Genomic DNA, 21,976 nt, shown 5'->3' with positions numbered 1-21,976 from the left:
AGAGAAAAGCCTCAGTCGGTATTAATTTTTCGTTTTGACTAATAAGCTAAAGGCAAACAAGATTGCAGCGGTTAAGACCACTGAAGGGCCGGCTGGCGTATCGTAAAACGCGGAGAATGTGAGACCTCCTGTCACCGATAACATACCAATTAAAATCGCGATCAGTGCCATTTGCTCTGGTGTTTTAGCGAAACGGCGTGCTGTGGCGGCAGGGATAATTAATAAAGATGTAATAATTAGCGCACCGACAAATTTCATTGCGATCCCAATGGTCAATGCAGTGACTAACATCAGTAGCAGACGTAGGCGTTGAATATTGACACCATCAACAAAAGCGAGCTCTTGGTTAACCGTCATGGAAAGCAGCGCCCGCCAGCGCCAGCAAAGTAAGCCGCAGACTACAATCACACCAATAAAGATAGTGATAATATCCTCGTAATTAACCGAAAGGAGATCCCCGAATAAGTATGCCATTAGGTCAACACGCACATTGGCCATTAAGCTGACAACGACGAGGCCGAGGGATAAGGCACTGTGAGCCATAATGCCTAATAAGGTGTCAACAGCCAGCTGAGGGCGTCGTTCTAACCACACTAAAATCAAAGACAGCAGCAAAGTGACAGCAATTACGGCATAGAATGGGTTGATATTCAGCAATAGGCCAAATGCCACACCTAATAAAGAAGCGTGTGCAAGGGTATCCCCAAAATAAGACATGCGACGCCATACCACAAAGGATCCTAACGGGCCGGCAGCAATCGCCAATAACATCCCCGCAATCCAACCGGGTAACAGTAACTCAATCATGACGGCACTCCTTATTATGAATATGAGGAGCCACAACGTTACCTTCTAAATCATGTTGATGGTTATGATGGTGGCGATAAACGCCGAGTTGTGATGCGCCACGATAGCCAAACATCGCAACAAACTCAGGGTGGTTCGATACAACATCGGGTGTACCTGAACAGCAAATATGCCCATTAATACATAATACTTTATCCGTTTTCGCCATGACTAAATGCAGGTCGTGAGACACCATAAGTACGGCACAACCAAGCTCTGTGCGTAATTGGTTAATTAAGTCATAAAGTGCGACTTGCCCATTCACATCAACCCCTTGAGCGGGTTCATCCAGAACCAAAAGGTCGGGCTTATTCAATAAAGCACGTGCTAATAACACACGCTGTGTTTCGCCACCAGATAGTTTCTGCATTGGCTGTGTCAATAAATGGGCGGCTTTAACACGTTCAAGAGCAGGTAACAGTTGGTCTGAACGAACAGCAGGTTTTAGCATTAAAAAACGCTTTACGGTTAATGGTAAGGTGGCGTCTAAATGTAATTTTTGTGGAACATAGCCAATAGACAGTGAAGCGGCTCGCTCAATGATACCTGTAGTCGGCGCTAACAGTCCTAGCACGACCCGAACAATTGTCGATTTGCCCGCGCCATTAGGGCCTAACAAAGTGACAATATCGCCTTTATTTAAGGTAAAGCTGACGTCTTTGAGCACCTGTTTCTCGCCAAAAGAAACGGAAATTTTATTTAAATTCAGTAATGGTTGCATGTGAAAAACATCTTGCAGAATTCATGTTGTGTTATATTATAACATTTCAAAATTAAAATCACGGAAAAAGACGTCTATGATACATAAATCTCAATTCAATGCCCGACAATTTATTTTAGGCGCCGTTGCGGCATCTGTCCTTAGCACAACGTTGGTCACTGCGGCAAAGGCGGATGTTGTGACCTCTATTCGCCCACTTGCCTTTATTGCCGCGGGTATCGCTGATGGTGTGACTGATACTCAGGTCTTGCTGCCAGATGGTGCATCACCCCATGATTATGCGCTTAAACCTTCTGATTTGAGGAAAATTAAACAGGCAGATCTTTTTGTTTGGGTAGGCCCCGATATGGAGATGTTTTTAGATAAGCCACTCAAGACGTTACCACAGGATAAACGTCTGGCGCTGGCAGAACAAGCAAATATTATTCCCTTGCTGATGAAAGGGGATGAGGAAGAGGCGCATGACCATGAACAGGGTGATGAAGCTAATCATGATGAGGATCACGAACATCACCACCACGGTGAGTATAATATGCATATTTGGCTGTCGCCCGAGATTGCAAAACAGGCTGCGTTAGACATTCACGATCGTTTAGTAGTGCTTTATCCTGACCAAAAAGATAAGCTGGACGTAAACCTTCGTAAATTCAATGAAAAAATGACGCAAAACGATAAGAAAATTGTTAATATTTTAGAACCAGCCAAAAACAAGGGCTATTTTGTTTTTCACGATGCCTACGGCTACTTTGAAAAACACTATCGGTTGGCTCCTTTGGGGCATTTTACGATAAACCCGGAAATTCAGCCTGGTGCACAGAAATTACATAAAATACGAACTCAATTGGTTGAGCATAAAGCACAATGTGTTTTTGCTGAACCCCAATTCAGGCCAGCCGTCATAGAGAGCGTAGCAAAAAATACGGGAGTCAAAATGGGAACTCTCGACCCGCTAGGTAGCGGGCTGGAAATAGGACCAGATAGCTATATGCAGTTTTTAACGCAACTGTCTAAGCAATACGCGAGCTGCCTGAATTAAACAAGAAGGAATTGTTTAGTGCAGCAAATGGCTAAAGGGCTTGCGCAGGTTTACGGTAGCCTGTCCAAGTCTCACAAAATAATGTTAGGAACATTAACAGTAGCAACATTGGCCGTCGCGATTTGGCGGCCAGCGCATTTACCATCAACTAACACAGATACTGAAGGTTCAGTCGATACCGTTATTCCTCTTGCATTTGTACCTTTGACTGATGCAACTGATGATATTATTCAAGATAGTAGCGAGCAACTTCCTGATGAAGGCGTCGCTGATAGCACTGACGGTGAAACGGATGGTGCGCCAATCCCCCATGAATATGTTGTTGCAAGCGGCGACAACCTCACTAGCATACTGACTCAATTCGGTATTGAATCAGGTGATGTGGCGACGTTAGCTAATCAACATAAAGCATTGCGTAATCTAAAAATTGGTCAAACGCTAAACTGGAGCCTGACCGATCAGGGGGAGCTCGACACTTTAACATGGGAAGTTTCTCGTCGTGAGACCCGTGTGTACACCCGTGTTGGTAGCACAAATAAATTTGAAGAAAAGAAAGAGATCCGTTCAGGTGAATGGACAAATAGCGTCCTTGCGGGGGTGGTAAACGGCAGTTTTGCGCAAAGTGCCAGCCAAGCAGGTTTAACACGCAGTGAAGGCCGTGAAGTGATAAAAGCACTTCAATGGCAAATTGATTTCCGTAAACTGAAAAAAGGCGATAAGTTCACCGTGTTAATGAGCCGTGAAATGCTTAATGGACGTAGTGAACAAAGCCAGTTGATCGGTGTTCGTCTACGTAGTGGTGGGAAGGACTATTATGCTTTCCGTGCTGAAGATGGTAAATATTACGATAGCGAAGGTAATGGTTTAGAAAGAGGTTTCCTGCGTTTCCCAACAGCCAAGCAGTTCCGAGTATCATCACAGTTTAACCCACGTCGAGTTAACCCAGTAACAGGGCGTGTAGCACCGCATAAAGGGGTGGATTTTGCAATGCCAGTGGGTACCCCAGTGCTTGCAGTAGGTGATGGTGAAGTGATTGTGTCGAAATATAGCGGAGCCGCGGGGAACTTTATCGCGATTCGTCATGGGCGTCAGTACACCACGCGCTACATGCATTTACGCCAATTACTGGTGAAGCCAGGGCAAAAAGTTAAACGGGGTGATCGTATTGCACTTTCTGGTAATACAGGGCGCTCAACAGGACCACATCTGCATTTTGAAATGTGGGTCAACCAACAAGCGGTTAATCCATTGACAGCGAAATTACCGAGTTCAGGTGGTTTAACTGGTAAAGAACGTAAAGAGTACTTAGCCATGGTTAAAGAAACTAAACCACAGTTAAAACTCAATTAACTCTTCATTACTGGCAGGTACAGTGTATCTGCCAGCTTTCTTTGTAACGCTTTCACTTATTATCATTTTAAGCTATAAAAGAGCGCGAACAGTTCTTTTAGGTACATTATGAATAAAGATAAAGATACCGACAGTAAATTAGGCTATGTGCCAACCTTTCATAAATCCTATTTACATCCTAAATACTGGGGAGTTTGGGCTGGGGCTGGCGTTTTTGCCGCTTTAGCCTATATTCCTGTTAAAATTCGTGACCCCATGCTGGCAAAAGTGGGGAAATGGGTAGGAAAATTGGCAAAAAGCGCAAGGCGCCGCGCAAAGATAAATCTATTATATTGCTTTCCTGATCTTACCGAGCAGGAAAGGGATCAATTAGTGGATAGAATGTTTGAAACTGCACCTCAATCGTTTGTGATGCTTGCAGAGTTATGTATTCGTGGCGCTGATAAAACGTTAGCAAGAACACATTGGCATAACCAAGAGATTATTGATAACTTAAAGCAACAAGGCAGTAATGTTATTTTTATGGTGCCACATGGGTGGGCTGTAGATGCTCCAGCCATGTTACTTGCTGCAAAAGGCTATAAAATGGCGGCGATGTTTCACCACCAAAAAAACCCAGTAGCAGATTATTTATGGAATAAAGCACGTTACCACTTTGGTGGTCGCCTACACTCTCGAGAAGCAGGAATTAAACCTTTCATTGCTTCTGTACGGCAGGGATATTGGGGGTTTTATCTTCCCGACCAAGATCACGGCGAAGAGCATAGTGAATTTGTCGATTTTTTTGCGACTTATAAAGCAACATTGCCTGCTGTGGGCCGCCTAATGAAGGTATGTAAAGCGAAAATTGTGCCTCTGTTTCCGGTGTATGATCATCGTACTCATCAACTGCATATTTATATCCGTGAGCCTATGGATGATATTGATGGGCAGGATGATGAATATATTGCAAGAAGGATGAATGAAGAGCTGGAATATCTCGTCGGTCCAAATCCTGAACAATATACTTGGATACTTAAGTTATTGAAAACACGGAAGGGGGATGAAATTGAACCCTATCAACGTGATGATCTATATCGATAGTTTTACGCTCAATTCACTTAAATAATTATATTTTCTATGAATAGCACCTCGACTGAATTGTTATGTTAGAGGTGCTTTTTTTATATTTGGGGAATGCCTTACCTAAGAATTACCAATCTTTTATTGATTGGCTAATTATGATAATAATTTAGTTAATTGAGAAGTGAATAGAAAAAAAGATATTTATTTTTCTCTTTTATACTTTATTTATGATCGCTATTTTATCGATTTGCCTTATATCAAATGTTTTATAACACCATGATAAATAAGTGAATTATATATTTCTGGGGTTTATTTATAACTTATTTTTTGTAAGGTTATAACTGCTTAACTGCATAAAACGAAGCCTTTTATCGAGCGGAAAGGTCAAAAATCCTTATCAATAGTTAATATCAATTATATGGTAAATGAAATACACGTAAAAGGTTATTTTTATGAAATGATATAAATTGTTGTAATGCAGATAATGTGAGTTTAGTTGATAGAGCGTATTTGTCAGAGTAAAAATAGGCAATCAGAGGTGGAAGGTTGCATTGAGATGCTCATACATTTGCGTTATTTTTCTTTGTAACTAAAGAGTCGTGTGTATTGATGAATGATAATGGAAATATAAGTTTTTTCTCTTTTTCATAAACTCACTATAGTTAACCGTTAACTTATTGGAACAGTAATAAGATTAATCTAATAGAGCACTAGTTTGATAAAATTTTGATGAAATAAGTATTAATTAAAAAGGTCATATTGTCTGCCATTCCCCCCTAGAACCCCACATTTGCTAATCAATAACAAAAAATTATTAGATTAATATCCTGATTTTCTTTACTCTCAATAGGTGTTTAACGAGCCATAAATTTGCAAGCATTTGACGAGAACATTAAATGTTAAATCATAATTTAATTTAAAGTTAAACATCATACCAAATATTTATTAATAAAATAATTAATTAATTTAAATTACGCTGGGATTTTTTTAATGATTTAACGCTAAGACAAAACGCTATATTAACGAATAGTTTTTATGTTTTAAATATAAAATAAATGGCAATAAATTTATTGTATATTTTATTTTTACTGATGATTAAATGATGGAAGAAATAAGAGTAAGTTTAAATTAATAAAGCCCAAAAAAGAGATTCTTTTTAACTAAGATGAAATTTGTACTAAAAAACATACAGACTTAAATAATATTTAACTAATGATGACAAAATGATCTGTAAGTGCATATACCTATTAACGGTGATGAAATATGTTGCTATATTTTTATTAAATAATAAAAATTGAGTCCAAAACTCTATTTGGAGACGCTATGGAAAAAACGAGAACGACATTGGACCAATGGATTACCTTGCAAGCTGTTGTAGATTGCGGGGGATTTGCACAAGCCGCTGAAGTATTACATCGGACTCAATCCGCTATTAGTTATACAATCAGCAAACTTGAACAAACACTAGAAATTGAAATCTTTTCATTAGAAAAAAGACGCGCTGTTTTAACACCGAAAGGTGAAATGTTATTAGCGTTATCTCGGGAGTTAACGAATAAAGCGATATTATTGGAAACAAAAGCTAAATTACTGAATAGTAAATGCAATATAAAGATTAAACTCGTGATAGACACGCTTTATCACACAGATAATCTTTTAGATAAAGTGGCTAATTTTATTAAAAGGCATAAAGATTATGACATTGATATAATCAAACAAAACATATCTAAATCAGATGTGTTTGCTTTAAAAGATTATGATATTTTGATTACAGATCAGCATGTTGAGACTTTAAATCCTATTTTTTTAGAAACGGTTGAATCTGTTATTGTGACTTCACCTGACCATATATTACAGAGTATTGAAGAATCTAACTTATTGGATTATCTATCTAAATATACAAAAGTTGTTCTTGATCCTTCATTGGAAGATACCGTTAAAAGTGCACAAACTATCAGCGCTGCATCACTAGAAACAGTTATTAAACTTGTCGAAAATGGAACGGGCTATACATGGTTGCCTAAAAATCTAATAAAAAACCAGTTGAATAATCATTCACTAAAACAGCTAAAAATTGCCAATAAAAATATTTACTATGATTTTTATATGTATGTGAATAAAAATTCATTGGTGCAAGATGTTTTAGGTGAATTTATAAACCATTTAGAGTTAACTGAGATTAAATAAACGTTAATCATTAAATGAGTAATCAAAAATAAACATTAAGTGTTTCGATATAATAACAAAAAATTCAATGTAACAAGATATTAACTAAATTAAATTGTGATGCTATATTTCGCTTGCACTCATGCACTGAGTAAATATTTATTAGTGCTGTGGCAATTAACATCAGAATATCTAATTATAGGAATCGATATGAGTATTCTAAAAAAATCCCTAACTGCTTTAGGGGTGGCTTTAGCTGTAACAACCGCTCCAGCTGTTTTTGCTTCAGGAACAATTGACTTTACTGGTGAAATAACTGATTCAGCTTGTGCAGTAGATAGTAGCTCTCAAAACTTAACGGTTGACCTTGGTAAAGTGTCAGTGAAAAGTTTAGCAGCAGCAGGGCAAATTGCTGGTTTAAAAGATTTTACTATTAAACTCATCGATTGCCCTGAAAATGCTAAAGTGGCAGTAAGATTTGGTGGCTCTCGTGATAACGATGACCGCGATATTTTACAAATAGCACAAGCTGGGGGTCACGCAACCAAAGTAGGTATTGCTTTATTTGAAAAGGATGCGACAACACAAATTAAACTATTTGAAGACTCAAAATTAGTTGAATTTAAGAATGCAGCAGGTGATTCAGTAGAATTGAATTACGTAGCTCGCTATAAAGCAACAGGTGCTGCAACTGCTGGTAAGGCAGATGGTACGGCTGTCTATAGCATTCAATATCAATAATAAATATATACCCTAAATAATTTGAGTTGCATCTAAAAGACAGACCTACATATTCTAAGAAGCATCGTTATTTAATGCCTCTTGGAGGGGATGGTGCACGTCAATCATGAGGCAATTTGAATATAGTGTGTATAGAGGGTAACGCTGTTACCCTCTCATTTTTAATAAATAAAATGGCCGAATTATGAAAAAAATAATTTTTTCAGCAGTTTTTCTTTTATTTTCTATTTCTCATTTTGCTTCTGCGGCGGGTGTCAGTGTGGGAGGAACTCGTTTTATCTATCAAGAAAATAAACGTGAAATTGATATCCCTATTTTTAATAGTGATAAAGAAAAGCCATTCCTTATTCAAACTTGGGTAAGTCCATTTGAAGGTGAAGGAAAAACACCATTTATTGCAACGCCACCATTATTTCGCATCGAGCCAGATAGTAATGCTGCTGCACGTATTTCTTATGTAGGTGAACCTATTGGTTCAAACCAAGAAAAATTATATTTGCTTAATGTAAAATCAATACCACCTAAAGACGTTAAAATTGAAAATCAATTACAGATTGTTATCAATTCTCAGTTTAAACTATTTTTAAGATCAAAAGATATTGTTCCATTTGACTTTAATAAAGTTGAAATTATCAAAAAACCTGACGGTATTATTATTAATAACGATACTCCCTATCATTTATCAGTTAGGGATATATTGGTGGACGGGAAAAACATCCAAGGCGGTGATCTCGTTTACCCTCATACAAAAGAATACATTGTTAAACACAGCATAAATAATAATCAAAAAGTTGTTGTTAAATTTATTAATGACTATGGCGCGATTATTGATAAAACATCTAAATAAGAGTATAAAAAATGTCTGCCTCATGTTTTAAAAATAAAAGTTTATACCACTCAAAAGTTTTTATTGCAGTCAGTATTATATTATATTCTAACAATACTAAAGCAGATGATGTTTTTGACATTAATGCAATCAATACAGGGATTGAAAGCCACGTTGCGGATGTAAATAATTTAGATTATCTGTCATATTCGGGAGGGCAGCTACCCGGAACTTATCATGTCGCTATTTATATTAATAACAAATTTGTTGATGAACAAGATTTACGCTTTATCTTTGATAAGCAAAATAAAAAGCTTGTTCCTGAAATAGCAAAGAAGATGCTATTAAGCTGGGGGGTTAAAAATACCGCGAGCCAAGCCTTTAGCGATGCAAAAGATGATCAAGCAATCACTGATATCGCCGCGACTATACCCGGAGCGTTCTACAAATATGATTTTGGGAATGGTCGCCTTAATATCAGTATTCCTCAAATAGGGTTAGATAATTATAGCCGCGGTTACGTTGATCCTAAAGAGTGGGATGATGGTATTAATGTCGCCTTCGTAAATTATAATATCCGACACAGCCAAAATTGGTATAAAGATCGTGACGATACCAATAACACATTTATTGGCTTACGCAGCGGTATTAATTTTGATGTGTGGCGATTGAGAAACCACAGTACTTATAGCCGGACTTCAGGGAAAACGGATTGGAATAATCTACAAACTTATGTGGAAAGGGATATTCGTCCATTAAAAAGTCACTTAACGATTGGTGAAACAGCATCGGATAACGGTGTTATGGAAAGTAACCCTTATCGAGGCGTAAAGCTAGCCTCCGATGAAAGTATGTTACCGCAAAGTCAACGTGGGTTTGCGCCGGTAGTTAAAGGCATTGCTCAAACGAATGCTGTTGTGACGATCCGCCAAAATGGTAGCGTGATTTATCAAACGACAGTACCACCCGGCGAGTTTGAAATAAATGACCTTTATCCTACGTCATATAGTGGTGATTTGGATGTACAAATAGAAGAAGCAAATGGAACGATCCGTTCGTTTATTCAACCTTTTTCTGCCGTTCCTATGATGCAGCGAGCGGGATCATTAAAATACAGCATTGATATTGGTAAATACAATGTTGATAACGCGCTTCGGAAACCTAATTTTGCGCAAGCCTCTGCTATTTATGGTTTGCCTTATAACTTGTCGGTTTATGGTGGTTTTATTTTATCAAAGGACTACCAAGCTTATACCGCAGGGACAGGGATCAACTTGGGGAGTATTGGGGCAATTTCAGCCGATGTGACCCAATCTAAAACAGAACTACTTGATAAAACGAATGCGCAAGGTCAGTCCTATCGAGTGCAATATTCGAAATATATGCCAGGAACAGGTACGTCATTTTCTCTTGCATCTTATCGCTATTCGACAAAAGAATATTACGATTTTTCTGCATCAAATAATGACCCTTATGAGAGCGGAAGAAAGAAACAGCAGTTCCAAGCTTCTATTTCTCAGTCATTAAAAGATATTGGTTATTTATCCATTAATGGTTATCAACAATATTATTGGGATAGAAGCGGCGTCGATAAAAATTTAACCGTAGGCTTTAACTCTAATTATCGACAAATAAACTATGGTATTTCTTACTCTTATACTAAGCAGGAACATACTAACAGTAAAAACGAAATGTTATCTATCAATTTTAGTGTTCCATTTACGCTTGGACAAAAAAATAACTGGGTCAATTATCGTTACAATACTAGCCAGAATGGTGATTCGATTAGTTCGGTCAGTGTGAGTGGTACACGTTTAGAAGATAACAATTTGCAATTTGATATCACGCAAAACTATAACCATAGCCGACATGAAAATAGCGGTTCGGTGAGTGGTAATTATATTGTTTCATCAGGAGAGTATAACGGGGGCTATAGTTATGACCCACGTTATCAGTCCGCTAATATCGGGGCAACTGGCGCGTTACTATTACACTCTGGTGGTATCACCCCAGCTCGAGCGATTTATGACTCTGCGGTTTTAGTCAAAGCCAATGATATTAATGACCTGAAGGTCAATAATGCGCAGTCGCTTTATACTAACTCTTGGGGATATGCTGTTGTACCGAGTGCTACACGTTATGAAAGGAATAAGATCAGCGTTGACCCTTCAACATTAACAGGAAATAACGATGTTGGGTTAAGCACGACAACAGTTGTACCAACTCGTGGTGCTATCGTATTAGCCGACTTTAAAGGTAAACGTGGTGCGAGAGTCATGCTTAAATTAACTCACCATGATCAACTCATTCCATTTGGAGCACAAGTGTCTGTTTTAGTTGATAAAGAAGAAGTTACAACAGGTATTGTCGCTAATGATGGTGAAGTCTATTTAAGTGGTGTACCTGAACAGAGTCGTATTGTTGTCAAATGGGGAAGTCATGCGGATCAGCAGTGTGAACTGCCACTTCAGCTTGATTTAAGTAACGACAAAATTCAATTTATTGAGCGAATTTGCCAATAGGAGCAGACATGAATAAATTATTTTTAATTGGGGGTATTTCGACGCTTCTATTTTCACAATCCGCTTTAGCCGAATTTAGAGCATTATTTAATGAATTATCTCATACAGTGAATGAACCTATTTATGTTTCAAGAACAGCACCAATTGGATCAGAAGTCGGAACTATTGATTTAGGAAGCTATACCGCTTGGAGTTGGAGTAACATAACAGACGAAGTTCAAGTGGGAATTTATTTACCTGAAACGTATGGCAGTAAACAATATTATAATAACAGATACATTAAAGAAATTAATAATTCTGGTGTGGGCTATGCGCTACATGGGACAGTGTCAACACCTTGCACAGGTAGTGCTTATGTTGATGGAATTAATACCATTGATGGAAATAATGCGAATAGGATGATCTGTAGCACTACCCAGAGTTCAGGTGTGTATACCGTTTCTTTAAAACTTGTTTTTTATAAGCTCAAAGATAACGTAAAAACGCAAGTACTACCTGCTAGCCGAGCGGCGATGTTAATTATTTATAATAATGGATTTCAAACATCGGATAGCTACGGTAATATGGAGCCTAAGGTTAGTATAGGGCCGGTTAATATTATTTCGACAGGTTGTGAAGTGCTGAATAAAAATATTCTTGTGCCTTTTAATAAGATTGATAAATCGAGTTTTTCAGGGGTAGGGAGTGTTAGCCCAAATAGCGTGAAAGATTTTCAAATCAACCTTAGTTGTGACCCCGTGTCACCCATAAAAATCACCTTTACTGGAACACCTGTCAATAATAGTATGACACCCGGAACAATCGCATTAAATAATCCAACAGACGTCAATACTGCGAAAGGGTATGGTATACAAGTTAAGTATAAAAATGACCCCATTAAAATAAATCAAATGATGACGATCGAAGAAAAAAATGTATCGTCGGAAAATTATAGTATTCCATTACAAGCAGCGTATATTCAAACTTCGAATGATACACAAGCTGGCCAAGCTAATGGAACGTTACAGTTTAATTTGCAATATCATTGATTCCCAGAAAAATCGGACAGATTAAACGGTAACTATTCAATATAAATTATGATGAGCACAATATTTATTACAATGTTGTGCTTATTTTTATTTTAGTGATGCCAAAGACGAACGTAGGAGAACTTGGTGGCATTGGACCGAATGGATTGGCATTTACTGAATTTTATTATTCAACAGAGAATGGGAGCTATTTTGATGACTATCATCGTGTTTTAGCACAAGCATTGCCATCAGTATACCATGTTGAAAATTCTTGGGAAAACTATGACAAAATAGCTTCGGTGATTGCTGCTGTATTTAATAATTGGAAAATGACTCACTCTAAATAAGCATACAGCATTATCTATATCGATTGAAAAAGGGAGCAAATGCTCCCTTTACACCAATATTGATTTATTCGACTTCCAAAATACGGCAAGTATTCGTACTACCAATTGTGCCCATCAAGTCACCTTGAGTAACGAGAACGAGATCTCCAGTCATTAAATAACCATTATCACGTAGGCGTGTGATAGCTTCATTCGCAGCCGCAATACCATCGGTGTGAGTGCTACAGAAAACAGGTGTAACACCACGGTACAGTGAAGACTGATTGAGTGTTTTTTCATGGCGCGACATAGCGAAAATAGGTAAGCCAGAACTGATACGTGACATCATACGAGCAGTACGGCCTGATTCAGTCATCGCGATAATGGCTTTGACCCCTTTCAGGTGGTTAGCAGCGTACATCGTTGACATCGCGATAGCTTCTTCAGGTGAATCAAACTCGGCATCTAAGCGGTGCTTGGAGACATTCAGTCCAGGCATTTTTTCAGCCCCTAAACAGACTTGTGCCATGGCAGCAACAGTTTCAGCTGGGTATTGCCCCGCAGCGGTTTCTGCTGATAGCATAACGGCGTCTGTACCATCTAGAACGGCGTTAGCGACATCCATCACTTCAGCACGAGTCGGCATTGGATTTGTGATCATTGACTCCATCATTTGAGTTGCGGTGATCACTACTCGGTTGAGCTGACGTGAACGGCGGATCAGTTTCTTTTGTACCGCAACTAATTCTGGGTCACCGATTTCAACGCCTAAATCACCGCGAGCAACCATGACAACATCCGATGCAAGGATAACTTCATCCATAATTTCATCGGTTGCCACAGCTTCAGCGCGCTCTACTTTCGCGACGATTTGGCATTCACAGCCTGCATCACGAGCCAAACGGCGCGCATAATTTAAATCTTCGCCTGAACGAGGGAAGGAAACGGCAAGGTAATCGACACCGATTTTAGCGGCGGTGATGATATCTTCTTTGTCTTTATCGGTTAGTGCTTCAGCCGATAAACCACCACCAAGTTTGTTGATGCCTTTATTATTGGAGAGTTGACCGCCAACGGTTACTTCAGTGAAAACTTGTAAGCCTTGGACTTCACGGACTTTCAGTTGTACACGACCATCATCAAGCAATAAAATGTCACCAGGTACAACATCAGCAGGTAAACCTTTATAATCAATCCCCACTTTTTGTTGGTCACCTTCACCTTTGCCGAGAGTGGCATCAAGGATAAATTTATCACCAACATTTAAGAATACTTTGCCATCTTTAAACGTAGAAACACGTATTTTAGGGCCTTGTAAATCGCCAAGGATCGCAACATGGCGACCTAAACGAGCTGCGATTTCACGCACTTTGTTAGCACGAAGAATATGGTCTTCTGGAGTTCCGTGAGAGAAGTTTAGGCGTACAACGTTGGCGCCGGCGTTAATAATCTTTTCAAGGTTATTATCACGATCGGTAGCTGGACCTAGGGTAGTAACAATTTTAGTTCTTCTAAGCCGTCTAGTCATGTATTACTCCGTTGACCTGTAATGGTGTTGATTTATTGAGTGAAATCTTTTCATACTTCAAGCGGTATGTAGTGCTCGTGGCGTAAGCCCCTATCATATTATGTCGACATACAACTTGAATCATTTAGCGTATTTTCGAGACCTTTTTACGACAAGTCGTCATGCTGACACGAGCACAGCTATTATATACTGCTAATTCGTTTATGCTATCAGGTCTGTAAAACTATTAAAGCCCACAGCAAGAAAAGAATACTTTTTAACGTTTACACACTATCAAACCGTGAATCACGTAATGCTTCTTTGACCCGTTTCAAGTTATCTCTAAATTTTTCACCTCTTCTTAAGGTAAAACCCGTTGTGAGGACATCGATCACTGTGAGTTGAGCAAGTCTTGAGACCATTGGCATATAGACGTCGGTATCCTCTGGTACATCAATAATAATTGAAAGGGTAGCGACTTGAGACAATGGAGAGTTTTCTGAGGTGATGGCAATCACAGTGGCATCGTTATCACGGGCTAGGCGAGCCATATCAACTAAGGCTTTCGTTCTTCCTGTATGCGAGATTAAAACGATAACATCCCCCTCAGTACTATTTATACAACTCATTCGTTGCATGACAATATCATCGAAATAAATGACGGGAATATTAAAACGGAAAAATTTATTCATCGCATCATGTGCTACAGCCGCCGATGCGCCAAAGCCAAAAAAGCTGATTTTTCTTGCTTGAGTGAGAAGGTCAACCGCACGATTAACGGCCGCAATGTCTAAAGTATGTTTGACATTATCTAAACCCGCCATTGCTGATTCGAAAATTTTATGGGTATAGGTGTTAACCGTATCATTCTCTTCAACATTTCGGTTCACGTAAGGGGTGCCGTTAGCGAGGTTTTGCGCCAATCGAAGTTTAAAGTCAGGAAACCCTTTGGTATCCATTTTACGGCAAAACCGGTTAACGGTGGGTTCACTCACATCAGCAAGTTGAGCAAGGCTCGCAATGCTAAGATGAATAGCTCGCTGTGGCATACCTAAAATCACTTCGGCAACTTTCTTTTCTGATTTACTTAAAAAATCGAGGCTGTTCTTCATTTGTTCTAAAATATTCATATAACGAAAGTGCCTATTTCATCAAAAGGAGAAATTTTTCTGCCATAAAGATACGCTGTATTTTATTAATATCGTTTTGAAGGCAGTGTGTATATAAAAGGAATATACTATGGGTAATGGCTAACCTATCTGAATGAGAGGCGTTTGTGATGTAATTTTTTACAAAACTATGAGCTGTATCTAATTTTCATATCAGTAAGTTCGTTAGCTGTTTTGTCATTTTATTACAAATGCTGTCACCATTCAGTTAACATGACATGGTTTAGGTTTGCTGTTTTTTTCAGCATAAAAACTGTGATCTGTATCATCAATATTTACTGAATACCCTCAAAAGGGTACATTAGCGGAACATCTGGCTAATTTTGTAACAAAATTACAATAAATTCCGCAAATTGAGGAGAACCAATATGGCGGTAAATAATGCTGCTCAAGCCTGTGACTTGATTATTTTCGGCACCAAAGGAGACCTCGCTCGTCGTAAGTTGCTTCCATCCCTTTATCAGTTGGAGAAAGCAGGCTACATTCACCCAGACACCCGTATCATCGGTGTAGGGCGTGCGCAGTGGAGCCAGAGCGATTATGTTGAGTTTGTTGAAAAGGCGTTCAGCGAATTTTTAAAAGAAGATCTCGACCCAGTACTTTGGGAGAGGCTCAGTGCGCGTTTAGATTTCTGCAATTTGGATGTTAATCAAACCGAAAATTTCGATAGCTTGGCACAAATGTTGAAGCAAGACTGCCATCCCGCTATCCACTATTTTGCTATGCCGCCGAGCACTTTTGGGGCAGTTTGCCATGGACTTGGACATGCAGGTTTAAATAAACAGCCTAACCGTGTTGTGATGGAAAAACCGTTAGGTACAGATTTAGCGTCTTCTCAAGAAATCAACAATGAAGTAGCGAAATATTTTGATGAAAGTCAGGTCTATCGTATCGACCATTACCTCGGTAAAGAAACGGTACTTAACCTGCTGGCTCTACGTTTTGCTAACTCATTATTTATCAACAACTGGGATAATCGCACCATTGACCATGTGCAGATCACCGTTGCAGAAGAAGTGGGTATAGAAGGGCGCTGGGGGTATTTTGATCAGGCAGGTCAAATGCGCGATATGGTGCAAAACCACCTATTACAAATTCTCACCATGATCGCGATGTCGCCACCTGCTGATCTCACCACTGACCGGATCCGTGATGAAAAAGTGAAAGTGTTACGTTCATTACGTCGAATTGACCACACTAATGTCAGAGAAAAAGCGGTTCGCGGGCAGTATACTGCGGGCTTTGTTCAAGGTAATAAGGTCCCCGGTTATCTTGAAGAAGAAGGCGCTAATAAACAAAGTATGACAGAAACCTTTGTTGCGCTACGCGTTGACATCGATGATTGGCGCTGGGCGGGAGTACCTTTTTATTTACGCACAGGTAAGCGTTTACCTGCTAAGTGCTCTGAAGTTGTTGTTTATTTTAAAAAGCCAGCACTGAATATTTTCTCTGAAAGTTATCAGGAATTACCGCAAAACAAGCTCACTATTCGTCTGCAACCGGATGAAGGGATTGATATTGAGATCATGAATAAGGCACCGGGCCTTGATCACAAACATCGCTTGCAAACCACTAAGCTGGACTTGAGTTTCTCAGAAACCTTTAATCAAACACACCTTGCGGATGCTTATGAGCGCTTATTGCTTGAAGCAATGCGCGGTATTCAAGCGCTGTTCGTACGCCGTGATGAGGTTGAAGAGGCTTGGAAGTTTGTTGATTCCATTATGGATGCGTGGGCTATGGATAATGAAGCCCCTAAACCGTACCAAGCGGGTACTTGGGGGCCTATCGCATCGGTTGCGATGATCACTCGTGATGGGCGTTCTTGGAACGAATTTGAATAAACTATAGTTGATTTATCTCGTAGGCCAGCTTGCTCTAGAAGGAAGCTGGCCTTATTTTTATCCGTGGTGCGAGAGCATCTTACAGCACTAACTCACTTCTTCCTGTCGCCGCCATATGAATAATACCTTGCTCTATCCGTAAACAAGCCATTTTAGCCGCATCGGGAACAGACAGCCCCGCAAGTAATTGAGCTGTTAACTCTGCACCAAATAGATCGCCGGTGCCTTTTGGCGTGACAGGGTAACGTTTATGGCGAATAACCGCGACATCCTGTTTAGTGACACACACGACTTCAATACTTTCATCATCGGGTTGGAATGCACTGGTAATGATCACCCATTGCGTATGGCCTTTTAGTAATGAACGAGCAGCTTGGGTTGCATCATCAAGGGTCTTTATCTGTTGACCACTTAGTGTCGCGAGTTCAAATTTATTGGGGATGATACCTGTTGCAAGCGGCAATACTTCATCGCGATACACATCGGCAATTTCTGGGGGAATATAAAAACCGCTATCTTCATCCCCCATAACAGGATCGACAATGACAGGTATAGAAGGGTATGACTGACGTACACTTGATAACCATTGTGCAAGATCATGGGCTTTATCTCTAGAGCCTAAATATCCTGTTAGGATCGCACGTACACTGCCAAGGCAATCGCGCTCAACTAATCCAGACAGATAGCCTCGAAACCATTCACCCGGTAATTCGCCGCCGTGACATGTCACATAATGGGGGGTATTGCTTAAAATCACTGTCGGTACAGCAGCGACCCTTAGCCCTTGCTTCATCAGTGCCGGAACCGCAATACTGTTACCGACACTGCCGTAAATAACTTGCGACTGGATGGAGATGACATCATAAGGCAGCGGCGTGGCATTTGCATCGTTTTGAAAACTGTTAGAGGTGAGGTTAAAGGTGTCCATTTATCTCTCTTTCGGCCAAAATTAAGCAGTTAGCTAATATAAGATGCCTGTTTGCCGTTGAAGTCAATCATAAACAATGGATAGGACTACGTAATAAAAGAAAACAATGAAAAATTTATTTTTTTCAATAAAAAGTATGGTTATCTAGTGAGAAGTTTGTGGTTGATTATTCGTTTAACTTGAGAATAGGTCAAGGTTAGTTGATTATTTCCTGCATAATTATGCAATAAATATTCATTTAAAAAAGCTTTTTATATTCATTGACTTAATATTTTTGGCATGATAAAAATAACCTGTAATCAACAATTATATGAGGGTTCGGAGTAACTTGGATGGATGTCCATCCGATGAAATGAATGAGATATCATGCTTAGCGTGAATAGCATTAAAATCAGTAAGTCCCAAAGAAGAACTACCCATCGGCTTTTCCTTTCAGCGATCCTTTCCAGTGAACACCACTGGTGCGGTGCATTATAGCGTCTCTCTCTATTATTCATTTTGCTGAATAAAATCAGCATCACTTTGATATTTATTTGTTTTTTATAATTGCACAAAATTTTTCTTAGCCGAAAAGTTTGCTATTTCTGTATGAAAAATAAGCAGTCGTGCGATTATCCATAGAGAGATTATATAATGATATATTGGATATTTTTAGCATTAGCTATCATTACCGAAGTGATCGGTACATTATCGATGAAACACGCCAGCGTGAGTGGTGATTTTACTGGGATGGCAGTAATGTATGTCATGATTGCATCTTCTTACATTTTGCTAGCTGTTGCTGTGAAAAAAGTTGCTCTTGGGGTTGCATACGCCTTATGGGAAGGGATCGGTATTCTATTTATCACGACGTTTAGTGTGTTGTGGTTTGGCGAGTCGCTTTCCCCTATGAAAATTGGTGGCTTAGTATTGTTAATCGCAGGAATTGGGTTAATTAAATCGGGTACTAAAAAATCGACCGTCACTCAGTCTGCTCAAAAAGTGAAAGAAGCGGCGGGGCGTGCGGTCTCTGCGGTTAAATCAGGTGGTTTGGCACAAGAACGTGCTAAAACGGAGGCCTGATTATGGACGTCCAATTTGAATGGTGGCACGGCGCATTTTTAGTTCTTGCTGTGGTACTGGAAATTCTTGCAAACATCCTCTTAAAAATGTCGAACGGCTTTAAACGTTACTGGTTAGGAATTTTATCTTTAGTGGCAGTATTAGGCGCATTTAGCTCGTTGGCTCAAGCAGTCAAAGGTATCGAATTGTCGATTGCTTATGCGTTGTGGGGCGCTTTTGGTATTATTGCGACGGTAGCCGCGGGGTGGATCCTTTTCAATCAGCGGCTAAATTATAAAGGTTGGGGAGGTATCGTCCTGTTATTGTTGGGGATGGTGCTTATTAAAATGTCTTAAAAAATAGAGCGCCAATTGATGATTGGCGCTCTATTTTTTTATGATAAATCGTTTGCTAGGTGTCGTTATTCAATAGCGGCAACAATTTTGATTTCGACTTTATATTCCGGTTTCATCAGCGCCGCTTGTACAGTACAACGAACCGGTGCGCTGCCTTCAACAACCCAAGCATCCCATGCTTGATTCATTCCCGCAAAATCGGCTTTGTCAGCAAGGAAAATCGTTGCATCAAGGATTTTACTTTTGTCAGAACCCACGCGTTGTAAAAGAATATCAATCGCTGAAAGGGTATTCGCTGTTTGAGCAATAATATCAGCATCTAAGTTATCCGGTACACTGGTGTAGTAGACAACATTGTTGTGAATAACCGCTTCAGACCAACGTTTGTCAGGGTCAATTCTTTCAATCGTCATCATTATTCCTTAGTTCATTTCATTAGTGAGTCTTTTTAAGGATAACAGCTTGCTTTATTGATGAAAAATCCTTTCTATGACGATTGGATGATTTAGCTCAGCAGGCAACATCAAGACATGATAAAGTAGACGCCTTCAAAGAGAACAATAAATAGGTTTGCGGTGCACGACGATTTTTCTTCTAATGGCTTTTTGGCGAGAACAATCCCAGGTTTTCAACCACGAGCAGCCCAAGTCAAAATGTCACATGCTGTCACGGAGGCAATTGAAAAACAGCATGTGCTAGTGGCTGAAGCGGGAACAGGAACAGGCAAAACATACGCTTATTTGGTGCCCGCCTTACGTTCGGGTAAAAAAGTGATTGTTTCGACTGGATCGAAAGCGTTACAAGATCAGCTTTATCACCGTGACTTACCCACGATTATAGACGCGATGAAATTTAATGGGCGGACAGCGTTATTAAAAGGCCGCTCAAATTATCTTTGCTTAGAGCGTTTAGATCAGCAGTCATTAGGCGGGGGGAGCCTTGAGCCAGAAATATTGTCTGCCGTTGTCCGCTTACGCAACTGGTCCATTGAATCGGAGTCTGGGGATATCAGCACTTGTCACGATATCGCGGAAGATCATGCCGTTTGGCCATTAGTCACCAGCACTAATGACAACTGTCTCGGCAGTGATTGCCCTCGTTATCAAGAATGTTTTGTATTAAAAGCGCGCCGCAAAGCATTAGATGCTGACATTATCGTTGTTAACCATCATCTCTTTATGGCTGATCGTGTTGTTAAAGATATGGGGTTTGGGGAGTTAATGCCACAAGCTGATGTGATGATTTTTGATGAAGCACATCAAATCCCCGATATTGCTAGCCAATATTTCGGTCAACAACTCAGTAGCCGCCAGCTTCTTGATCTCGCACGTGATATGGTTATGGCCTATCGCACAGAGCTAAAAGATCTGGTTCAGCTACAAAAAAGTGCAGATAGGCTAACTCAAAGCACATTGGATTTTCGCTTAAATTTAGGTGAGAGCAGCTTTCGTGGTAACTTGCGTGATCTATTGAAAAGCCCTGTGGTGCAGCGCGCGTTGACATTACTCGATGATTCTCTCGAGTTATGTTATGAAGTGATCAAGACATCATTAGGGCGTTCGCAAACATTAGATTCCGTTTTTGAACGGGTGACTCTCTACCGTAATCGTTTGAATCGGCTAAAAGATGTCACAATTCCAGGTTATAGCTATTGGTTTGAAAGCTATGGCCGGCATTTTTTATTAGCGATAACACCACTGACGGTTGCGGAAAAATTCAGTGAAATGATCTCCAGTACGCCAGCAAGTTGGGTATTCACATCGGCAACGTTATCCGTTAATGAACAACTCAATTACTTTACCGATAGATTGGGTTTAACGTCAGCGAAAACCTTGCTATTGGCGAGCCCTTTTGATTACCAAAGCCAAACTTTACTCTGTGTGCCACGTTTTTTACCGGAAACAAACCAAAAAGGGGTGGCACAAAAACTTGCGAATATGTTGCGACCACTGATTATAAAAAACCAAGGGCGCTGCTTTTTCTTGTGTACATCACATATGATGATGCGTGAATTAGCCGAAGAGCTGAGAACAACACTCGTGTTACCTGTGCTTATGCAAGGCGAAAGCAGTAAAAATAAGTTACTTGCCCAATTTATTGCGGCGGGAAATGCAGTGCTTGTTGCAACGAGTAGCTTTTGGGAAGGGGTAGATGTCAGAGGGGATGAACTGACATGTGTGATTATCGACAAATTACCGTTTACAGCCCCTGATGACCCATTATTACGGGCGCGTATTGAGGATTGCCAATTAAGAGGCGGTGACCCATTTGCGGATGTTCAAATTCCTGATGCGGTGATCACCTTAAAGCAAGGTGTTGGGCGTTTGATCCGTGATACCAGTGATTACGGCGTTATTGTGATTTGCGATAACCGTTTAGTAACACGTCCATATGGTAAGGTTTTTTTGAATAGTTTACCGCCGTCACCAAGAACTCGCAGTTTATCTAAAGCAATTGAGTTTCTTGAGAAAAAACGAATAGAACATAATAATAGCAATTAAACCAAGGTCATAAGCGGTTTT

General features: G+C 39.8%; 19 protein-coding genes. 13 read left to right on the top strand and 6 right to left on the bottom strand.

Annotated features, from left to right (window positions below):
* Window positions 1-21 precede the first annotated feature (21 nt).
* Both znuB and znuC read right to left on the bottom strand, forming a co-directional pair.
* The gene (gene znuB, locus PR699_RS10840; RefSeq protein WP_014658292.1) at window positions 22-807 is read right to left on the bottom strand and encodes a zinc ABC transporter permease subunit ZnuB; all 786 of its coding nucleotides are present in this window, start codon (window positions 805-807) and stop codon (window positions 22-24) included.
* Entirely contained in the window at window positions 800-1,567 is a 768-nt protein-coding gene (gene znuC / locus PR699_RS10835; RefSeq protein WP_004919464.1) for a zinc ABC transporter ATP-binding protein ZnuC, read from the bottom strand. Before znuC ends, znuB begins: the two co-directional genes overlap by 8 nt.
* 76 nt (window positions 1,568-1,643) lie before the next feature.
* Here znuC and znuA point away from each other — a divergent pair, with 76 nt between their 5' ends.
* The 9 genes from znuA (at window position 1,644) to PR699_RS10790 (ending at window position 12,630) form a co-directional block, all read left to right on the top strand.
* Window positions 1,644-2,603, top strand: coding sequence for a zinc ABC transporter substrate-binding protein ZnuA (gene znuA, locus PR699_RS10830; protein WP_004919466.1), 960 nt, complete (start codon window positions 1,644-1,646; stop codon window positions 2,601-2,603).
* A 27-nt stretch (window positions 2,604-2,630) separates the two neighbouring features.
* Window positions 2,631-3,953, top strand: coding sequence for a murein DD-endopeptidase MepM (mepM, locus tag PR699_RS10825; protein ID WP_154598745.1), 1,323 nt, complete (start codon window positions 2,631-2,633; stop codon window positions 3,951-3,953).
* 108 nt (window positions 3,954-4,061) lie between these two features.
* Window positions 4,062-5,036 (top strand): lauroyl-Kdo(2)-lipid IV(A) myristoyltransferase, encoded by a 975-nt coding sequence (gene lpxM / locus PR699_RS10820; RefSeq protein ID WP_014658294.1) that lies wholly within the window; start codon window positions 4,062-4,064, stop codon window positions 5,034-5,036.
* Between the two features lie 1,305 nt (window positions 5,037-6,341).
* Window positions 6,342-7,205: a LysR family transcriptional regulator gene (locus PR699_RS10815; RefSeq protein WP_040133096.1), complete on the top strand. Its 864-nt coding sequence runs from the start codon at window positions 6,342-6,344 to the stop codon at window positions 7,203-7,205.
* 189 nt (window positions 7,206-7,394) lie between these two features.
* Window positions 7,395-7,925, top strand: a complete 531-nt coding sequence (locus tag PR699_RS10810; RefSeq protein WP_014658296.1) for a fimbrial protein — start codon at window positions 7,395-7,397, stop codon at window positions 7,923-7,925.
* A gap of 184 nt (window positions 7,926-8,109) precedes the next feature.
* A complete protein-coding gene (locus tag PR699_RS10805) occupies window positions 8,110-8,772 on the top strand; it encodes a molecular chaperone (protein ID WP_004919478.1) in 663 nt (220 codons plus the stop codon).
* A gap of 11 nt (window positions 8,773-8,783) precedes the next feature.
* Window positions 8,784-11,273 carry a fimbria/pilus outer membrane usher protein gene (locus tag PR699_RS10800; protein WP_014658297.1) on the top strand — a complete coding sequence of 830 codons (2,490 nt, stop codon included), beginning with the start codon at window positions 8,784-8,786 and terminating at the stop codon, window positions 11,271-11,273.
* A gap of 8 nt (window positions 11,274-11,281) precedes the next feature.
* On the top strand, window positions 11,282-12,301 hold the full coding sequence (locus PR699_RS10795) for a fimbrial protein (protein ID WP_014658298.1): 1,020 nt from the start codon (window positions 11,282-11,284) through the stop codon (window positions 12,299-12,301).
* Between the two features lie 98 nt (window positions 12,302-12,399).
* Window positions 12,400-12,630: a hypothetical protein gene (locus PR699_RS10790; protein WP_036943896.1), complete on the top strand. Its 231-nt coding sequence runs from the start codon at window positions 12,400-12,402 to the stop codon at window positions 12,628-12,630.
* Window positions 12,631-12,694: 64 nt separating this feature from the next.
* Here PR699_RS10790 and pyk read toward each other — a convergent pair whose 3' ends face one another.
* The gene (pyk, locus tag PR699_RS10785; RefSeq protein ID WP_004919488.1) at window positions 12,695-14,137 is read right to left on the bottom strand and encodes a pyruvate kinase; all 1,443 of its coding nucleotides are present in this window, start codon (window positions 14,135-14,137) and stop codon (window positions 12,695-12,697) included.
* A 263-nt stretch (window positions 14,138-14,400) separates the two neighbouring features.
* Entirely contained in the window at window positions 14,401-15,246 is an 846-nt protein-coding gene (locus tag PR699_RS10780; RefSeq protein WP_004919490.1) for a MurR/RpiR family transcriptional regulator, read from the bottom strand.
* 407 nt (window positions 15,247-15,653) lie between these two features.
* Between PR699_RS10780 and zwf the strand changes: the two genes are divergently transcribed.
* Entirely contained in the window at window positions 15,654-17,129 is a 1,476-nt protein-coding gene (zwf, locus tag PR699_RS10775; RefSeq protein WP_004919491.1) for a glucose-6-phosphate dehydrogenase, read from the top strand.
* A 79-nt stretch (window positions 17,130-17,208) separates the two neighbouring features.
* On the opposite strand, the gene pdxK is transcribed toward zwf, so the two are convergent.
* Window positions 17,209-18,057, bottom strand: a complete 849-nt coding sequence (pdxK, locus tag PR699_RS10770) for a pyridoxine/pyridoxal/pyridoxamine kinase (RefSeq protein ID WP_004919494.1) — start codon at window positions 18,055-18,057, stop codon at window positions 17,209-17,211.
* 633 nt (window positions 18,058-18,690) lie between these two features.
* Between pdxK and mdtJ the strand changes: the two genes are divergently transcribed.
* Entirely contained in the window at window positions 18,691-19,119 is a 429-nt protein-coding gene (gene mdtJ, locus PR699_RS10765; RefSeq protein WP_004919496.1) for a multidrug/spermidine efflux SMR transporter subunit MdtJ, read from the top strand.
* A gap of 2 nt (window positions 19,120-19,121) precedes the next feature.
* Window positions 19,122-19,454, top strand: a complete 333-nt coding sequence (gene mdtI, locus PR699_RS10760) for a multidrug/spermidine efflux SMR transporter subunit MdtI (protein ID WP_004919498.1) — start codon at window positions 19,122-19,124, stop codon at window positions 19,452-19,454.
* A gap of 65 nt (window positions 19,455-19,519) precedes the next feature.
* On the opposite strand, the gene PR699_RS10755 is transcribed toward mdtI, so the two are convergent.
* Complete coding sequence (locus tag PR699_RS10755; RefSeq protein WP_014658300.1) at window positions 19,520-19,867, bottom strand: RidA family protein; 348 nt, start codon at window positions 19,865-19,867, stop codon at window positions 19,520-19,522.
* Window positions 19,868-20,029: 162 nt separating this feature from the next.
* On the opposite strand from PR699_RS10755, the gene PR699_RS10750 reads away from it, so the two are divergent.
* On the top strand, window positions 20,030-21,955 hold the full coding sequence (locus tag PR699_RS10750) for an ATP-dependent DNA helicase (protein WP_014658301.1): 1,926 nt from the start codon (window positions 20,030-20,032) through the stop codon (window positions 21,953-21,955).
* Window positions 21,956-21,976 lie beyond the last annotated feature (21 nt).

Source organism: Providencia sp. PROV268 (assembly GCF_028477805.1).
GTDB classification, from domain to species: domain Bacteria; phylum Pseudomonadota; class Gammaproteobacteria; order Enterobacterales; family Enterobacteriaceae; genus Providencia; species Providencia stuartii.
The sequence above is the reverse complement of the archived record's forward strand: the minus strand, read 5'-3'. Positions and strand labels throughout refer to the sequence as shown.

Bases quoted from the DNA above. Each gene is read 5' to 3' on its own strand.
- znuB (WP_014658292.1), bottom strand. From the start codon at position 807: ATGATTGAGTTACTGTTACCCGGTTGGATTGCGGGGATGTTATTGGCG.
- znuC (WP_004919464.1), bottom strand. From the start codon at position 1,567: ATGCAACCATTACTGAATTTAAATAAAATTTCCGTTTCTTTTGGCGAG.
- znuA (WP_004919466.1), top strand. From the start codon at position 1,644: ATGATACATAAATCTCAATTCAATGCCCGACAATTTATTTTAGGCGCC.
- mepM (WP_154598745.1), top strand. From the start codon at position 2,631: ATGGCTAAAGGGCTTGCGCAGGTTTACGGTAGCCTGTCCAAGTCTCAC.
- lpxM (WP_014658294.1), top strand. From the start codon at position 4,062: ATGAATAAAGATAAAGATACCGACAGTAAATTAGGCTATGTGCCAACC.
- PR699_RS10815 (WP_040133096.1), top strand. From the start codon at position 6,342: ATGGAAAAAACGAGAACGACATTGGACCAATGGATTACCTTGCAAGCT.
- PR699_RS10810 (WP_014658296.1), top strand. From the start codon at position 7,395: ATGAGTATTCTAAAAAAATCCCTAACTGCTTTAGGGGTGGCTTTAGCT.
- PR699_RS10805 (WP_004919478.1), top strand. From the start codon at position 8,110: ATGAAAAAAATAATTTTTTCAGCAGTTTTTCTTTTATTTTCTATTTCT.
- PR699_RS10800 (WP_014658297.1), top strand. From the start codon at position 8,784: ATGTCTGCCTCATGTTTTAAAAATAAAAGTTTATACCACTCAAAAGTT.
- PR699_RS10795 (WP_014658298.1), top strand. From the start codon at position 11,282: ATGAATAAATTATTTTTAATTGGGGGTATTTCGACGCTTCTATTTTCA.
- PR699_RS10790 (WP_036943896.1), top strand. From the start codon at position 12,400: ATGCCAAAGACGAACGTAGGAGAACTTGGTGGCATTGGACCGAATGGA.
- pyk (WP_004919488.1), bottom strand. From the start codon at position 14,137: ATGACTAGACGGCTTAGAAGAACTAAAATTGTTACTACCCTAGGTCCA.
- PR699_RS10780 (WP_004919490.1), bottom strand. From the start codon at position 15,246: ATGAATATTTTAGAACAAATGAAGAACAGCCTCGATTTTTTAAGTAAA.
- zwf (WP_004919491.1), top strand. From the start codon at position 15,654: ATGGCGGTAAATAATGCTGCTCAAGCCTGTGACTTGATTATTTTCGGC.
- pdxK (WP_004919494.1), bottom strand. From the start codon at position 18,057: ATGGACACCTTTAACCTCACCTCTAACAGTTTTCAAAACGATGCAAAT.
- mdtJ (WP_004919496.1), top strand. From the start codon at position 18,691: ATGATATATTGGATATTTTTAGCATTAGCTATCATTACCGAAGTGATC.
- mdtI (WP_004919498.1), top strand. From the start codon at position 19,122: ATGGACGTCCAATTTGAATGGTGGCACGGCGCATTTTTAGTTCTTGCT.
- PR699_RS10755 (WP_014658300.1), bottom strand. From the start codon at position 19,867: ATGACGATTGAAAGAATTGACCCTGACAAACGTTGGTCTGAAGCGGTT.